Annotated in this window: 15 protein-coding genes; 3 read left to right on the forward strand and 12 right to left on the reverse strand. The window is 65.4% G+C overall.

Translation table 11 applies throughout. The features are described from left to right. The first annotated feature begins 5 nt into the window (after positions 1-5). A complete protein-coding gene (locus JLZ96_RS00675; RefSeq protein ID WP_032365855.1) occupies positions 6-419 on the forward strand; it encodes a TIGR03618 family F420-dependent PPOX class oxidoreductase in 414 nt (137 codons plus the stop codon). Here JLZ96_RS00675 and JLZ96_RS00680 read toward each other — a convergent pair. Both JLZ96_RS00680 and JLZ96_RS00685 read right to left on the reverse strand, forming a co-directional pair. After that, the gene (locus tag JLZ96_RS00680; protein WP_201009346.1) at positions 416-1,003 is read right to left on the reverse strand and encodes a nucleotidyltransferase family protein; all 588 of its coding nucleotides are present in this window, start codon (positions 1,001-1,003) and stop codon (positions 416-418) included. The genes JLZ96_RS00675 and JLZ96_RS00680 overlap by 4 nt on opposite strands. Next, positions 1,000-2,130, reverse strand: coding sequence for a Xaa-Pro peptidase family protein (locus JLZ96_RS00685; RefSeq protein WP_032387434.1), 1,131 nt, complete (start codon positions 2,128-2,130; stop codon positions 1,000-1,002). The genes JLZ96_RS00680 and JLZ96_RS00685 overlap by 4 nt, the downstream gene beginning before the upstream one ends. 27 nt (positions 2,131-2,157) lie before the next feature. On the opposite strand from JLZ96_RS00685, the gene JLZ96_RS00690 reads away from it, so the two are divergent. Continuing rightward, complete coding sequence (locus JLZ96_RS00690; protein ID WP_027497097.1) at positions 2,158-3,135, forward strand: 5'-3' exonuclease; 978 nt, start codon at positions 2,158-2,160, stop codon at positions 3,133-3,135. Between the two features lie 6 nt (positions 3,136-3,141). On the opposite strand, the gene JLZ96_RS00695 is transcribed toward JLZ96_RS00690, so the two are convergent. The 7 genes from JLZ96_RS00695 to pafA form a co-directional block, all read right to left on the reverse strand. Beyond that, positions 3,142-4,131, reverse strand: a complete 990-nt coding sequence (locus JLZ96_RS00695) for a DUF4333 domain-containing protein (protein WP_201009347.1) — start codon at positions 4,129-4,131, stop codon at positions 3,142-3,144. A gap of 122 nt (positions 4,132-4,253) precedes the next feature. Beyond that, complete coding sequence (locus JLZ96_RS00700) at positions 4,254-7,028, reverse strand: RNA helicase (RefSeq protein WP_051365148.1); 2,775 nt, start codon at positions 7,026-7,028, stop codon at positions 4,254-4,256. A 27-nt stretch (positions 7,029-7,055) separates the two neighbouring features. Beyond that, the gene (gene tatC / locus JLZ96_RS00705) at positions 7,056-8,027 is read right to left on the reverse strand and encodes a twin-arginine translocase subunit TatC (protein ID WP_032388386.1); all 972 of its coding nucleotides are present in this window, start codon (positions 8,025-8,027) and stop codon (positions 7,056-7,058) included. A 109-nt stretch (positions 8,028-8,136) separates the two neighbouring features. Further along, positions 8,137-8,403 (reverse strand): Sec-independent protein translocase subunit TatA, encoded by a 267-nt coding sequence (tatA, locus tag JLZ96_RS00710; RefSeq protein WP_027497093.1) that lies wholly within the window; start codon positions 8,401-8,403, stop codon positions 8,137-8,139. Positions 8,404-8,488: 85 nt separating this feature from the next. Next, on the reverse strand, positions 8,489-9,484 hold the full coding sequence (locus tag JLZ96_RS00715) for a YafY family protein (RefSeq protein WP_032388387.1): 996 nt from the start codon (positions 9,482-9,484) through the stop codon (positions 8,489-8,491). Further along, the gene (locus JLZ96_RS00720; protein ID WP_027497091.1) at positions 9,481-10,473 is read right to left on the reverse strand and encodes a YafY family protein; all 993 of its coding nucleotides are present in this window, start codon (positions 10,471-10,473) and stop codon (positions 9,481-9,483) included. Before JLZ96_RS00720 ends, JLZ96_RS00715 begins: the two co-directional genes overlap by 4 nt. A 93-nt stretch (positions 10,474-10,566) precedes the next feature. Continuing rightward, on the reverse strand, positions 10,567-11,925 hold the full coding sequence (gene pafA, locus JLZ96_RS00725; protein ID WP_174557245.1) for a Pup--protein ligase: 1,359 nt from the start codon (positions 11,923-11,925) through the stop codon (positions 10,567-10,569). Positions 11,926-12,001: 76 nt separating this feature from the next. Between pafA and JLZ96_RS00730 the strand changes: the two genes are divergently transcribed. After that, positions 12,002-13,471, forward strand: a complete 1,470-nt coding sequence (locus JLZ96_RS00730) for a bifunctional phosphatase PAP2/diacylglycerol kinase family protein (RefSeq protein WP_201009348.1) — start codon at positions 12,002-12,004, stop codon at positions 13,469-13,471. Between the two features lie 37 nt (positions 13,472-13,508). Here JLZ96_RS00730 and prcA read toward each other — a convergent pair whose 3' ends face one another. Genes prcA through JLZ96_RS00745 form a run of 3 tightly spaced genes read right to left on the reverse strand, consistent with a single transcriptional unit; the run spans position 13,509 to position 15,414 of the window. Beyond that, positions 13,509-14,282 (reverse strand): proteasome subunit alpha, encoded by a 774-nt coding sequence (prcA, locus tag JLZ96_RS00735; protein WP_027497088.1) that lies wholly within the window; start codon positions 14,280-14,282, stop codon positions 13,509-13,511. Next, positions 14,279-15,220, reverse strand: coding sequence for a proteasome subunit beta (prcB, locus tag JLZ96_RS00740; protein WP_027497087.1), 942 nt, complete (start codon positions 15,218-15,220; stop codon positions 14,279-14,281). The genes prcA and prcB overlap by 4 nt, the downstream gene beginning before the upstream one ends. Next, entirely contained in the window at positions 15,217-15,414 is a 198-nt protein-coding gene (locus JLZ96_RS00745; protein WP_032365806.1) for a ubiquitin-like protein Pup, read from the reverse strand. The genes prcB and JLZ96_RS00745 overlap by 4 nt, the downstream gene beginning before the upstream one ends. Between the last annotated feature and the right edge of the window lie 91 nt (positions 15,415-15,505).

The raw sequence follows: 15,505 nt of genomic DNA on the forward strand, positions 1-15,505 counted from the left end.
GAGTCATGGCCGCTACCCCCGCTGACGCGACTGCCCTCACCGACGAGGCGATCGAATTCCTCACCGAACGGCACCTCGCCACGCTGACGACGTTGCGTCCGGACGGCACGCCCCATGTCGTCGCCGTCGGGTTCACCTACGACGCGGACGCCCACGTCGCCCGTGTCATCACCAACAACGTGTCGCAGAAGGCGATCAACGCCGGCCGCGGTGCCTACGCCGCCGTCACCCAGATCGACGGTGCCCGCTGGCTGACGTTGGAGGGTCCGGCCACCGTTCGTGACGACCACGAGTCGGTCGCCGATGCGGAGAACCGCTATGCCCGACGCTATCGAGTGCCGCGGGAGAATCCGACCCGCGTCGTCGTCGAGATAGCGGTGCGGCGGGTACTGGGCAGCCGCTCGCTGCTGCGACGCTAGTCGTCCGTCGGCCAGGGTAGAACGGTCAGGTTCGGCCATTCGGTGGTCCACCGCGCGGCCTTCGCCTCGTAGACGTGCCGCATCGGTAATCGCGGATTCGGACGGACGATCCCGGCGAACAGGTCTTCGAATCCGTGTGGGGCATAGACGCGGTCCGTACCGTGGGAGTCCACGGTGATTCCGAAACAGCACGTGGTCGACACGAAGTGGTCGATGGCATCCTCGGAGCTTCGGTACGGAGCCAACGTCGCTCCGAAATGCTGCTCGTACCACAGGTGTACACGCGCTTGATTACGCACTTCGACGTCGACCCCGAGGTCGGCGAACACGTCGGCCGCGGTCTCGATCACGTCGTTCTCGGCGGCGTACGACAGATCCGTGTCGTCGAAATAGAAGAAGTCGTAGTCGCGAATTCCGGCCCCGAGATCTCGGTCGGCGAGGTGATTCCACACGGTTTGGAACAGACCGCCCGCCGTCAGGTACCAATTCGAAAGCCCGAGCTGCGGCGCACGCCGAAGTACCTCGGCCACAATCGGATTCGTCCTGACGACGGAGACGAACTCGGCTCGGCGGCCGTCGGTCACACCGGCAGCACGGCGAGACCGTGGGGGCGGAGGTTGACCGATTCGCACCCGTTCGCCGTCACGACGACGATGTCCTCGATCCTGGCACCCCACTGCCCCCGGAAATAGATGCCCGGTTCGATGCTGAACGCCATTCCCTCGGTGAGAGTGATGTCGTTGCCCGCCACGATGTACGGCTCCTCGTGCACCGACAGGCCGATACCGTGTCCGGTGCGGTGCAGGAACGCCTCTCCCAGACCGGCTTCGACCAACACCTCGCGTGCGGCTGCGTCGATGGACTCCGCGCTGACTCCCGGCGACACAGCGTCGACGGCGGCCTGCTGAGCTCGCTCCAGTACCGCGTACCGGGTAGCGACCTCGGCCGAAGGCTCGCCGAGACTGTAGGTGCGAGTGGAGTCCGAGTTGTATCCCGGCGCAACGGGTCCACCGATGTCGACGACGACCACGTCGCCGGCCTCGACGACACGATCGGAGACCTCGTGGTGCGGATCGGCACCGTGCGGACCGGAGCCGACGATGATGAATTCCGGTGCGGTGTGGCCTTCCTCGACGATCGCCGTCGCGATGTCTGCCGCGATCTGGGCTTCGGTTCGGCCCACTCGGAGCCACTCGCCCATCCGGGCGTGAACCCGGTCGATGGCATGACCGGCTCGACGAAGAGCATCGATCTCGGCGTCGTCCTTGATCATCCGCAGCTGGCGCAGAACGTCTGTCGCCAGCACCGGCACGGTCCCGAAAATCGTTGCCAGCGGCACGAAGTGCAGGGCGGGCATCGCGTCGGCGACAGCGGTCTTGCTACCGGCCGGCACGGCCGCAGCCACGAGCGCGTACGGATCGACGCCGTCCACCCAATCGACGAGCGTCAGTGACAGGTCCTCGGCGGCGGAGTCACCCAGCGCGGCGAGTTCGAGCCGCGGCACGACGATGCTGGGAGTGCTGCCGTCGGCCGGCACCACCAACGCGATGAGACGCTCGAACGAGCTGGCCGTGGACCCGATCAGATACTGCAGATCCGGGCCCGGAGTGATCAGCAGGGCGTCCAAGCCTGCGTCCGACGTCAGGCGGGCCGCGCGCGCGAGCCTGGAGGCGTAGACATCGCTGGGAAAACGAGAAGAATCGACACTCATACCTCCAGGCTAGTGCCGTACGGCAAGATGAGCCCCATGACCACCCCCGGAAAGTCGCCGTTGCTGCTCCTCGACGGCGCGAGCCTGTGGTTCAGGGCCTACTACGCTCTGCCCGAGTCGATTACGGCGCCCGACGGCCGTCCCGTCAATGCCGTGCGAGGTTTCCTCGACATGATCTCGGCCCTGATCACGCGAACCGAACCGAGCCGATTGGCTGTGTGCCTCGACCTCGACTGGCGTCCACAGTTCCGAGTGGACCTCGTTCCTTCGTACAAGGCGCACCGGGTTGCCGACGCCGCGCCGGATGTGGCCGAGAGCGAAGAGGTTCCCGAGACCCTGACGCCACAGGTGGACATGATCATGGACGTCCTGGCGGCGTTGGGAATTGCCACCGCGGGGGCCGACGGCCTCGAGGCCGACGACGTGCTCGGAACCTTGGCTGCACAGGAACGACGCGATCCCGTCGTCGTGGTCAGCGGCGACCGAGATCTGTTGCAGGTGGCGGCGGACGAACCGAACGAGGTACGGGTGCTGTACGTGGGTCGTGGCTTGGCCAAGGCAGAACTCTTCGGCCCGGTCGAGGTGGCCGAGCGGTACGGCGTCCCGCTGCACCGCGCGGGAGCGGCCTACGCGGAGTTGGCGCTTCTGCGCGGCGATGCGTCGGACGGGCTACCGGGTGTCAAGGGTGTCGGTGAGAAGACGGCCTCCACACTCATGCTGCAGTACGAGTCCGTCGCGGCCCTGCGTGCAGCGGCACTCGATCCGGAGTCGGACATGGCCAAGGGAATTCGGGCGAAGCTGGCCAACGCCAGCGACTACCTCGATGCGGCACTGCCGGTGGTGCGGGTCGTCACCGATGCCGACGTCGTCCTGTCGAGGTCGGACGAGATTCCGGCTGAACCGGCAGATCTCGAGGCACTCGACAAGCTCGCGGAGACCCTGGGAATCAGAAACGCCGTGGACCGCCTCGTCTCGGCGATGGCGGCCACGGCGTCGCAGAATTGACCGGGGCTATTTCGGGAGTGAGACCTCGTAGTCGGCGTCGTCGTTGAGGAACGTCAACGTCACCTTCTTGAACGCCCCGTCGACCGTCAGCGTGCAATCGACGCTGGTGCCGGCCTTGACTTCGATGTTCTGCGGGCACGACACCCCCGAGACGTTCGTGGCACCGTAGGACTCGGTCAACACCGTGCGAATACCGTCCTGAGCGGCCGTCGTATCGAGGGTGGTCGTGCGCCCGAACGCGAAGTACAGCACTGCCGCGACCACGGCCACGACGGCGATGACGGAGCCCGCGATGATCAGCGGCTTCTTGGACTGCGCGCCACTGCGACCGGGACCTGGCTGCTGGCCCGGGTACTGCCCGGGGTACTGGCCCGGATACTGCTGTCCGGGATAGTGCTGACCGGGATACTGCTGATTCGGATTCTGCCCGCCCGCGAAGGGAGGCTGCTGACCGTACTGGCCGGCACCGTACTGCCCACTGCCACCGAATTGTTGTGGTGCGTAGGAGTTTTGGTAGGCGGCGTCACCGGCAGGCTGCTGTCCGGTCCCCGGATACGGTGCCCCGTACGGCTGTCCCGCCGGGTATTGCGCGGTCGGGTTCTGTGCGGTGGGATTCTGCGGGTTGTAGCCCTGCGGGTACTGCCCCTGCGGACCCTGAACCTGAGGATTCTGACCCTGCTGCGGGTATGGCCCGGCCGGATACGCGCCCTGGGGGTATTGCCCCTGGGGATACCCACCCTGTGGGTAGTGCCCCTGGGGAGTTTGCCCCTGCGGAGACTGGCCGTATGCGCCTCCGGAAGGTTCGCCGTACTGCGTGGTCGGGGTGCCGGTGGGCGGCGCGTACTGTCCCCACGCCGACGGACTCGGAGTCTGCGATTCGGACGTCGCCGCAGCTTCGCCGGTGGATGCTTCCTGCCCGTCCTTTGCGGCACCGTCCTGGTCCGGCGTTCGTGACCAACTGTTGTCGGGGTCGGTCGGACCGTATGGGCCGCTCATCTCGCCTCCACTGAAATCTCGAATCCGTCGGGGGTACAGTATCCCGCTTGTCGCTGCGTCCGCTGTACCGACCCGGCAGTCCGGTTTCGGCCCGTCACGCAGCGCCAATCACGCAGCATCGGTCACGCGGCATCGACGGCCACCACTCCTTGTCGCAGCGCGGCGACGGCACGGGCGGCGGTTCGCGACAGCTCGGGTTCGGGAGCGGCGAGCCGGACCTGGTCGAGCAGGTCGATGACCTGCCGACACCAACGGACGAAGTCGCCACCGGACAGCGCCTTGCCGTTGTCGCCTGCCGCGACCAGTGCGTCGACGAGCGAATGGTCGGAAGCCCACTTGTAGATCGCTTTGACGAAGCCCATGTCCGGCTCTCTGGTCGGTGGCAGTTTGTGCCGAACCTCGTCGGCCCGCAGCTCGTGCCACACCCGCACGGTCTCGGTCAACGCGTGCCTGATGGGTCCGGTCGGGCCGTGTGGGGTGATGTCTCCCTCGGAGCGGGACTCGTAGACCACGGCCGAGACCACTGCGGCCAACTCTGCGGCCGACAATCCCTGCCACAGTCCGCCTCGCAGGCATTCCGCGACCAGAAGATCGGATTCGGAATAGATCCGGCTCAATCGAGCACCGTCGTCGGTCACCTTGGGATCCTTGCCCGGGGTCACGTAGCCGCGGTCCGCCAGCAAAGCCAGAATGCGGTCGAACGTTCGGGCCAACGAGTTCGTCGTGGCCGACACCTTCTGCCGCATCGACTCGGTTTCCCGGGCCAGCCGGTTGTAGCGTTCGCCGGTTCGAGAGAGTTCCTCACGATCCGGCCGGCTGTGCACCGGATGTGAGCGGATGGCCCGACGCAGGGTTGCCAACTCCTTGTCGTCGGCAGCGGTCGACTTTCGTCCCACTCGATCCGAGGGCTGGGATATGCCGCGGGTGACCAACGCCGCCGCCAGATCCCGACGGGTCTTGGCGGTGCGGTGATCGACGAACCGTGGCAATCGCATGGAGCCGAGAGGTGTTGCCGGCGTAGGGAAATCGGCAGCGGACAGACGGCCTGCCCATTTGTCCTCGGTCAGCACGAGCGGCCGCGGATCGCCGCGATCGTCGTCCGGTTCGAGTACCACTGCCAGTCCGCTGCGCCGTCCGGACGGCACCGAGATCACGTCGCCGCGGCGCAACGCACGCAACGAGTCGACGGCTTTGTCCCGCCGATCGGACCTGTTCTGACGCTCGAGGGTCTTCTCTCGATCCTTCAGACGCTCGCGCAGTCGCGCGTACTCGAAGTACTCCCCGTCGGGGCCACCGAGCGTTGCGCCGAGCGCCTCCAACGTCTTCATGTTCTTCTCGATACCGCGGACCATGCCGACGACGGATCGGTCGGCCTGGAACTGAGCGAAGGACCGCTCGAGCAACTGCCGTGAATCCGCTGCCCCGAACTGTTCGATCAGATTGATCGACATGTTGTAGGCGGGCGCGAAAGAGCTCCGGAGGGGAAACGTTCGCGTCGACGCGAGTCCGGCCACCTCGGTCGGTTCGGTACCGGGCTGCCACAGCACAACCGCGTGACCCTCGACGTCGATGCCGCGTCGCCCGGCCCGGCCGGTCAGCTGGGTGTACTCCCCCGGTGTCAGCTCCGCGTGCGTCTCACCGTTGAACTTGACCAGTTTTTCGAGCACCACGGTTCGGGCAGGCATATTGATTCCGAGGGCCAGAGTTTCGGTGGCGAACACCGCTCTGACCAATCCCTTGACGAACAGCTCCTCGACGGTGTGGCGGAAGACCGGCAGCATTCCGGCGTGGTGCGCGGCGAACCCGCGTTCGAGCGCATCTCGCCATTCCCAGAAGCCGAGCACTTCCAGATCCTCGCGCGGAAGTTCGGAGGTGTGCTTCTCGACGATGTACCTGATCTCCTCGGCCTGCTCAGGCGTCGTCAGAACCAGCCGCGAACGCATGCACTGAGTCAGGGCCCCGTCGCAGCCTGCACGACTGAAGATGAACGTGATGGCCGGGAGCAGACCTTCCTCGTCCAGCTTGGCGATCACGTCGGGACGAGCCAGCGGACGGTTGGCACCTCCGCCTCCCTGGTGGCCGCCGCGTCCGCCGCCCCCGCTTCGACCTCCGCGTCCTCGACTGTGCGGTGCGTGCCACCGATCCATGGAGTCCAGCGACTGACGCTGCTTGACGTGACGCACCAGGTCTCGGTCCACGACGACCTTCTGGTGGCCGTCCGGTGACTGTGCTCGGGTGTCGAAGAGATCGAACAACCGACGGCCCACCATGATGTGCTGCGAGAGCGGAACGGGACGGTTCTCGTCCACGACGACCGAGGTGTCGCCGCGAACGGTACTCATCCACGCGCCGAACTCCTCGGCGTTGCTGACCGTTGCGGACAGGCTCACCAGACGCACGTCGTCGGACAGGTGCAGGATCACTTCTTCCCACACCGCACCTCGGAACCGATCCGCCAGGTAGTGCACCTCGTCCATCACCACGTGCGAGAGCCCGCGCAGTGCGTCGGAGGATGCGTAGAGCATGTTGCGCAGCACCTCGGTCGTCATGATGACGATGGGTGCATCCGGATTGATGGACGAATCACCGGTCAACAGACCGACCGTCTCGCGTCCGTATCGCGCGGTCAACTCGGCGAACTTCTGGTTGCTGAGCGCCTTGATGGGGGTGGTGTAGAAGCATTTGCGACCGGCGGCGAGGGCCAGGTGCACCGCGAACTCGCCGATCACCGTCTTGCCCGCGCCGGTCGGGGCGCAGACCAACACCCCGTGACCGTTCTCCAACGCAGTGCACGCATCCACCTGGAAGCGGTCCAACGGAAAACTCAACTCCGCGGAAAATCGTTGCAGTTCAGTGGGTTCTGGCCTGGACCGGGTGTCGACAACAGCCTCGCTCATGGTCGCGCCCCGTCGCTGGGACTCACATCAGATCGTGTCGTCGTACTGGGCCTGTGTTCGGGTCGCAGTGCCGATACCGCCCGCCGGCGGTGTCGGTGCGACAGCGTGTGGGGCCTGGATAGAACTTGCGCCTTCGATGCGTGTTGCTTCGTCATCTGACACATCACCCCATTCGTCTCTTCTCTTGCGCAACTTACGCTTGTCGTGAATCCGCGCAATCTGCACTGCCATCTCGAAGAGCACCGTCAGAGCCAACGCCAAGGCCAGCATCGAGAAGGGATCCTGTCCGGGCGTCGCGATCGCCGCGAACACGAACAGTCCGAAGATCAACCCGCGACGCCACGCCTTCAGGCGTTCGTAGGTGAGAACACCGACGAAATTCAACCCGACGACCAGCAGCGGTATTTCGAAGCTGACACCGAAGATGATCAGAAGATTGATCAGAAAACCGAAGTACTGATCGCCGCTCAGTGCCGTGATCTGGACGTTGTCACCGATCGACAGCAGAAAGTGCAAGCCCTTGGCGACGACGAAGTACGCCAGAACCGCTCCGGTCACGAACAGCGCAGCGGCACCGGTGACGAAGGAGACTGCGTAACGGCGTTCGTTGGCGTACAGGCCGGGAGTGATGAACGCCCAGATCTGGTACAGCCAGATGGGGCAGGCGAGCACGACGCCTGCGGTGAACGCCACCTTGAAGCGCAACAGGAACTGGTCGAACGGGCCGGTGGCGAGCAGGCGGCACTGATCGTCGTTGCTCAGATCCGCACGCAGGCTCGGGTCCAGGGTGCAGTACGGGCCTCGGAGCAGATCGCCGAGGCTTTCGACGCCGAAGATCGTGTGTGAGTACCAGAAGAATCCGAATGCAGTGGTCACCGCGATGGCCAGCAGCGACCAGAGCAGCCGGGTTCGCAGCTCGTACAGGTGATCGACCAACGACATCGTGCCGTCGGGATTGACTCGACGCTTACTGCGCCGTGGATCGAACGGAATGCGCATGGTGTTCTACGGTCAGCCTTCTTCGGTCGGCAGGCGGCACGAGGCCGTCACCGACAGCAGTGAACCTTCGGTGCCGACGCGGCACCGAAGGTGTGCTGAGCGGCGTCGCTCAGGCAGACTTCGCGTCGTGCTGGGGTGTGGTCTCGGTCTGCGCCACGGGTGCCGGTGAGGGCAGCTGAGCGGGTGCGGCCGGCTGCTGTGCAGTCGCGGTATCGGTGTCGGATTTGCCGTCGTTCTGCATCTCCTTGACCTCGCTCTTGAAGATGCGCAACGAGCGTCCGAGTCCACGCGCAGCCTCGGGCAGCTTCTTGGAACCGAACAGAATGATGACGACCACCGCGACGATGGCCCAGTGCCAGGGACTGGTGAATCCCATGTGAACCTCCTGAGATCAGATGAATCGAGCCTACCCGACGGCGGGCGATGCGCTCGGCAACGGAGCGCACCGCTTCACCTCACGTTCATGTTGCGACGGCGCCGCCGGTGTCGGTGGCGTCGAGCTCCGCGTAGGCATTCAGGGCGGACCGCGCACGATCGCGGACGGAATTCACCAAGGATTCAGGTCCCAGTACGGTGACGCCACCGCCGAACCCGAGGGTCAGCCGGGTCATCCACTGCAGCGTCGCGAAACGCATGGTCACCTCGATGGACCCGTCCGAATCGGCGGCTACCTGCGTCATCGGGTAGTAGTCCAGAATCCAGGTGAACGCAGGTGAGACGCGTAACCGCGCTTGGGACAGAGAGGGGTCGTCGTTGAAGATCTCGAACGCGTCCTCGTCCTGCACCGACTCCGGCGGAGACGACGGTTCGTCGAGTTCGGTGGCCGAATCGATGCGATCGAATCTGAACAGCCGAACGCCCTCCGCACCGCGACACCATGCCTGCAGATAGCTGTTGTCGTCGACCACCACGGTCCTGATCGGATCGACGATGCGCTCGGTGAGCACGTCTCGCGACGCCGAGTAGTAGGTGAGTTCGAGTGCGTGCCGGGCTCGGAGCGCAGACCGTACGGTGCTCGACACCGGACCCTCCTCCGCGTCGGCCGTGTCGTGGTCGGACGAGAGCGGCACATTCGCCGCCGCCGACCCGGCCGCGGTCTCGATCTTCGCTATTGCCCGCTGAGCGGCCGACGGATCGACCATCCCCGGCATCGAGGTCAACGACCGAAGTGCGACCAGCAGTGCGGTGGCCTCGGTGGACGTCAACCGCAGCGGCCGGTCGATCCCGGCGGAGAAGGTGACGTCGATGCTCTCCTCCGAGAACGACAGATCGATGAGGTCACCCGGTCCGTACCCGGGCAGACCGCACATCCAGAGCTGATTGAGATCGGCCATCAGCGTCGCGGTGGTCACGCCCAGTTCCCGAGCGGCCTCCTCGGCGCTCAAGCCCGGATTGGCCATGAAGAAGGGCACCATGTTGAGCAGGCGGGCCAACCGCACCGACAGACGCGCGCTCATCGTTCGTTCTCCAGTTCGGCAGCAGTCTGCAATGTCGAGATGACATCGGCCCGCAGCTCTGCCGGGGCCAACACCATCGCGTCGGGACCGTGACCGGCGATGAGCCGCGAAATCCAATCCCAGGACCGTACCGGAACCTCGACGACCGTTCCGGTACGCGAGCCCACCGTCTGCTCCCCCACCACGGTGCCCATCCTCCGCAGCTCCGTCGCCCGACCGTCCTGGAGCCACACTCGCGCGGTACCCGATACCGAGGACGTGCCCGCGACGCGGCGGACGATGTCCTGAAGATCGATACCGTCGGGCTTGCGGACACTCTGAGGTGATCCGAAGGCTTTGACGTCGTCGCCGATCCGGGACAGTCGGAAGGTTCGGGTGTCGTCTCGGTCCACGTCGTGTCCCACGAGGTACCACCGTCCCCGGAACGTCACAACGCCCCACGGCTGGACGGTTCGGGTGACGAACGGCTCGGTCAACGAGGGTCGATGCTCGAACCGCACCGACTTACCCTCGTCGATCGCCGCGAGCAGGGCACCCAGTGCGGGCTCGGACCCTCGGGTTCGCGCCGGAACGGCCGTGACGGCAGCGGCCGACTCGTTCTGGTCGACCTGAATACCTGCGGCGCGGAGCTTCAGCAGCGCACTCTGGGCCGCAGACGTCAGTTCCGGCGATTCCCACAATTTGACGGCCACCGCGACCGCAGCCGATTCCTCGCTGGTGAGATCGATGTCCGGCAGCTCGTAGGCATCTCGGTTGATGCGATAACCCTCGACACCACCGAACCGCGTGGCGATGCCGGTCTCGAGGGGCACCCCGAGATCGCGCAGTTCGTTCTTGTCACGCTCGAACATCCTGCTGAACGCTTCGAGGCTCGTCGAGTCGTCGTACCCGGCAACGCTCTCGCGGATCCACTCCGCGGTCAGGAACTGACGCGTCGACAACAGACAGATGACCAGGTTCATCAGGCGTTCGACTTTGGTGGTGGCCACGACAGTCGAGCCTAGTTGTTCACCGCCCGCCGGAGCTGTAGCGACCCGAGTTGCCTGGATCGCTACCCGACCTCCAGCCGAGTCGCGTCCGGACTACATCGATGCGATGAGTCGCTCGACGCGCTCGTCGACCGAACGGAACGGGTCCTTGCACAACACCGTTCGCTGCGCCTGATCGTTGAGTTTCAGGTGTACCCAGTCGACGGTGAAGTCGCGTCCGGCTTCCTGGGCCGCGGTGATGAACTCACCGCGCAGCTTCGCGCGTGTCGTCTGCGGCGGCAGATTCACCGCTTCGTCGATCTGCTCGTCCTCGGTGACTCGCTTGACCAGACCCTTGCGCTGCAGCACGTCGAACACTCCCCGTCCACGCTTGATGTCGTGGTACGCAAGATCGAGCTGAGCGATCTTGGGATCGGAAAGTTCCATCGAGTAGCGGTCCTGATACCGCTCGAACAGCTTGCGTTTGATGACCCAGTCGATTTCGGTGTCCACCTTGGCGAAGTCCTGCGACTCGATGGCATCGAGTGTGCGTCCCCACAGGTCCACCACCTGGGTCACCTGAGCATTGGGCTCCCGCGTCTGGAGATGCTCGACGGCCCGGGAGTAGTACTCACGCTGGATTTCGAGTGCACTGGCCTGGCGGCCACCGGCGAGGCGGACCGGCCTGCGACCGGTCAGATCGTGGCTGACCTCGCGAATGGCTCGAATCGGATTGTCCAGCGCGAAGTCTCGGAACGAGACGCCTGCCTCGATCATCTCGAGTACGAGTGCGGCCGTCCCCACCTTGAGCATGGTCGAGGTCTCGGCCATGTTGGAATCGCCGACGATGACGTGGAGCCGGCGATACTTCTCGGCATCGGCGTGCGGTTCGTCGCGGGTGTTGATGATCGGCCGCGAACGAGTGGTGGCCGACGACACGCCTTCCCAGATGTGCTCGGCGCGCTGCGAGAGGCAGAACGTCGCGGCCTTGGGTGTCTGCAGCACCTTGCCTGCGCCACAGATCAATTGGCGGGTGACCAGGAACGGTAGGAGTACATCCGAGATGCGCGAGAATTCGCCCGCTCGCTGGACGAGGAAATTCTCGTGGCAACCGTAGGAGTTGCCCGCCGAATCGGTGTTGTTCTTGAACAGGTATATGTCTCCGCCGATGCCCTCCTCGGCGAGACGCTGCTCGGCGTCGATCAGCAAATCCTCGAGTACTCGCTCGCCTGCGCGATCATGGGTGACCAATTGCAGCAGGCTGTCGCATTCGGCAGTGGCGTACTCGGGATGCGAACCGACGTCGAGATAGAGGCGAGCGCCGTTGCGGAGGAACACATTCGAGCTGCGGCCCCACGAGACCACGCGACGGAAGAGGTAGCGGGCCACCTCGTCCGGACTCAGGCGTCGGTGTCCGTGAAAGGTACATGTGACACCGAACTCGGTCTCGATGCCCATAATTCGTCGCTGCACACTTCGACACTACAACGCAAGCCACCGATGGATGTGTCGGAGCGCCTCGATGGCGTCCATGCCTAGGCTGGGCCCTATGACTTCCACGCCAACGTCTGTTGCGGCCTCGGTTCACGCGTGGGACCTGTCCCTGGTTTCACGAAGCGCGGCATTGCGCTCGAGCAGGGCGGATGCAGGGCTCCGCGCGTTGAGCACGGCCGCCGATCACAGTCGCCTGTGGCTCGGAGCTGCCGCACTTCTCGGCGCGGCCGGTGGCTCGGCCCGACGCGGCGGCGTGCGGGGGCTGATCGCCGTGGCGGGTGCGAGCGCCGTGGCGAACGGTCTGCTCAAGCCGGTGTTCCCGAGGTCGAGGCCGGATACCGAGCTGGTTCCCGTACTGCGCCGGGTGCTCGCCCCGCCGGTGTCCTCGTCGTTTCCCTCCGGTCACTCGGCGTCCGCGGCCGCCTTCGTCACCGCGGTCGCCATCGAATCACCGAAGGCAGGATTGCTGTTGGCTCCGGTCGCCGCAGCAGTCTGCTATTCCCGGGTTCACGTCGGCGTCCACTGGCCCACCGATGTCGTCGCCGGAGCGGCGCTCGGTTCGGCGGTCGCGCTGTCGACCCGCCGCTGGTGGGCCGTGCGTTCGGCGAAGCCCGCCGATCTCGGCTCGCCGGTCGAGGTCGAGCCACTGCCGGGCGGACGGGGACTGTTGGTGCTGGTCAATCCCGGATCCGGTGACGGTTCGGAGGCGGTACCGGACGCCATCCGTCGCGAGCTCCCCGACGCCGACCTCTTCGTACCCGATCCCGAGAGGGACTTCAACGAGCAACTGGAAGAGAGAATTCGGAACACGACGCCGCGTGCTCTCGGAGTGTGTGGAGGCGACGGCACGGTCGTCAGCGTCGCCGCCTCGGCCGCCCGTAACGGCCTGCCACTCGCCGCGTTTCCGGGTGGCACTCTCAACCACTTCGCTCGCGACACCGGTCTGACCGCAGTCGAGGACACCGCCGCCGCCGTCGAGGCGGGCACCGCCGAACTGGTCGACATCGCCGAGGTGGACGTCGACGGCCGCAGTGTGTCGTTCGTCAACACCGCGACGTTCGGGGGTTACCCCGACTCGGTGCGGTTACGGCAGAAGCTGCAGAAGCGAATCGGTAAGTGGCCGGCCGCTGCGGTTGCGATGACACGAGTGCTCGCGGCTGCAGAGCCACTGAACATTCGACTCGACGGGGTGCCGCACTCGGTGTGGATGCTCTTCGTCGGCAACGGTACCTACGATCCGATCGATCAAGTTCCCATGTCGCGCAGCAGCATTCATACCGGCACCCTCGATGTTCGCTTTCTCCCGTCGGAACCCAAGGCATCGAGAACACGACTGCTGTGGGCGACGATCACAGGAACGCTCGGCTCGTCGCCTGCCTACGTGCGCAGTGTGGCGCAACGCTTGACCGTCGAGGTGGACGGTGCCCCGGTTGCCCTCGCGGCCGACGGCGAGGTCGTCGGAGACGGCACGACATTCCAGTTCAGCAGCGACAAGAACGGCCTCGTGCTCTACCGGAAGCGATAGAGCACGAGGCCGTCGACCTCGATCCGAAGTGTGGGGACTACTGCGGAGTCTCCGGCTCCGAGGAGCCGTCGCCGGTCGCGGACGGTGCCGATGCGGGCAACATATCCGCCAGAGCAGCTCCGGCGATACGCCGGAACGCTCGACGCGGTCGCCCCTGATCCAGGACGGCCACCTCCAGGGCCGACACCTCGAGAACCTTCTTCTCGGGCTCGGCACCGGCAGTCGCAGGCGACGTCGGACCGGCGGTGAGCGCGTCGACGGCGATACGAACTGCGTCCGCCAACCCGAGGCCGGACCGGTACGTATCCTTCAGCGCGGCCACGATGGGCTCGGTGGTACCGCCCATGACGACGAAATCCTGTTCGTCGACGATGGAGCCGTCGTACGTGATGCGGTACAGCTGCGTGGCCATCGGCTCGTCCTGATGGGACACCTCGGCGACGCAGATCTCGACCTCGTACGGCTTGAGCTGCTCGGTGAAGATGGTGCCCAGTGCCTGGGCGTAGGTCTTCGCCAACGACCGGCCGGTGACATCGCGTCGATCGTAGGTGTATCCCTTGATGTCTGCGTGCTGGATGCCGGCCTTGCGTAGGTTCTCGAACTCGTTGTACTTGCCGACGGCAGCGAAACCGATGCGGTCGTAGAGCTCACTGACCTTGTGCAGCGCGGTCGAGCGATTCTCGGCGACGAACAGGACCCCGTCGGCATACGCCAGCACGATGACGCTGCGGCCGCGGCCGATTCCCTTGCGCGCCAATTCCGAACGATCGCGCATGATCTGTTCGGCAGATGCGTAATACGGCATCGTCATAGCGCGCTACCCCCTTCGCTGACTTCCTGGCCTGCTCGGGTGTGGTGGTCCGTGCCGCCGGTGTGTGCTGCGCTCTCGGTTCGTTCTGCCAGAACCGATCGGGCCGCAGCCGATATGCGATCGTGCGCGACGTCGTCCGCACCGACGCTCGTGATGGCAACTGCCGTCGGGTAGATGCCGCGGGTGACATCGGGACCACCGGTGGCCGAGTCGTCGTCGGCGGCGTCGTACAGCGACTCGACTGCAGCCCGAAGCGCCTCGTCCTCGGACATTCCGGGGCGGTACAACTTCTTGAGCGCGGATTTGGCGAACAACGAGCCCGAACCCACTGCGTGATAGCCCGACCGCTCCTCGTAACGCCCGCCGACCACGTCGTACGACACGATGCGTCCGGCTCTGTCGGGATCGGAGATGTCGATGTCGAATCCGACCAGCAACGGCACCGCAGCCAGTCCCTGCATCGCCGCACCCAGATTGCTCCGAACCATCGACGACAACTTGTTGGCCTTGCCGTTGAAGGTGAGCGGCACGCCCTCGATCTTCTCGTAGTGCTCGAGTTCGACAGCGAACAGACGAACCAATTCGATTGCGATACCCGCAGTTCCGGCAATGCCCGCAGCGGAGTACTCGTCGGTGACGTAGACCTTCTGCATGTCACGGTTGGCGATCAGATTGCCCTGAGTGGCGCGCCGATCACCGGCGATCAGCACCCCGCCCGCGTAGGTGAGGGCGACGATCGTCGTACCGTGCGGAGCGATGCCGGACTTGTCGGTGGTGCCGTTGGCGGCGTGGGACGCCAGGTCCGCGGCGAGGCCGCTCTCCGGCAGCAGGTGCGGGGCGTGCTGACGGAGGTAGTCGGAGAAGGACGAGCTACTGGACCCCAGCGGAATCGCCGGTCCGTCGCCTGCCGACCGTGGGTCCGAACGATCCACCGTCACTGGCCGCCCTTCTGAACGTAGGCGCGGACGAAGTCCTCGGCATTCTCCTCGAGAACGTCGTCGATCTCGTCGAGAAGATCGTCGGTCTCCTCGGCCAACTTCTCGCGCCGTTCCTGGCCACCGGCCCCCGTGTCGCCTGGGACCTCGTCGTCGCCGCCGCCGCCGCCCGAGCGCCGTGTCTGCTCCTGAGCCATAGTCGCCGACCTCCTCTGTGTATCGAGAAAACAGATCTACTGCACGGTCGCCGGGTCATCCGAGGCGCACCGGCGTGGATGTGCAAGTGCT

Source organism: Rhodococcus sp. NKCM2511 (assembly GCF_014905595.1).
GTDB classification, from domain to species: Bacteria; Actinomycetota; Actinomycetes; order Mycobacteriales; family Mycobacteriaceae; genus Rhodococcoides; species Rhodococcoides fascians.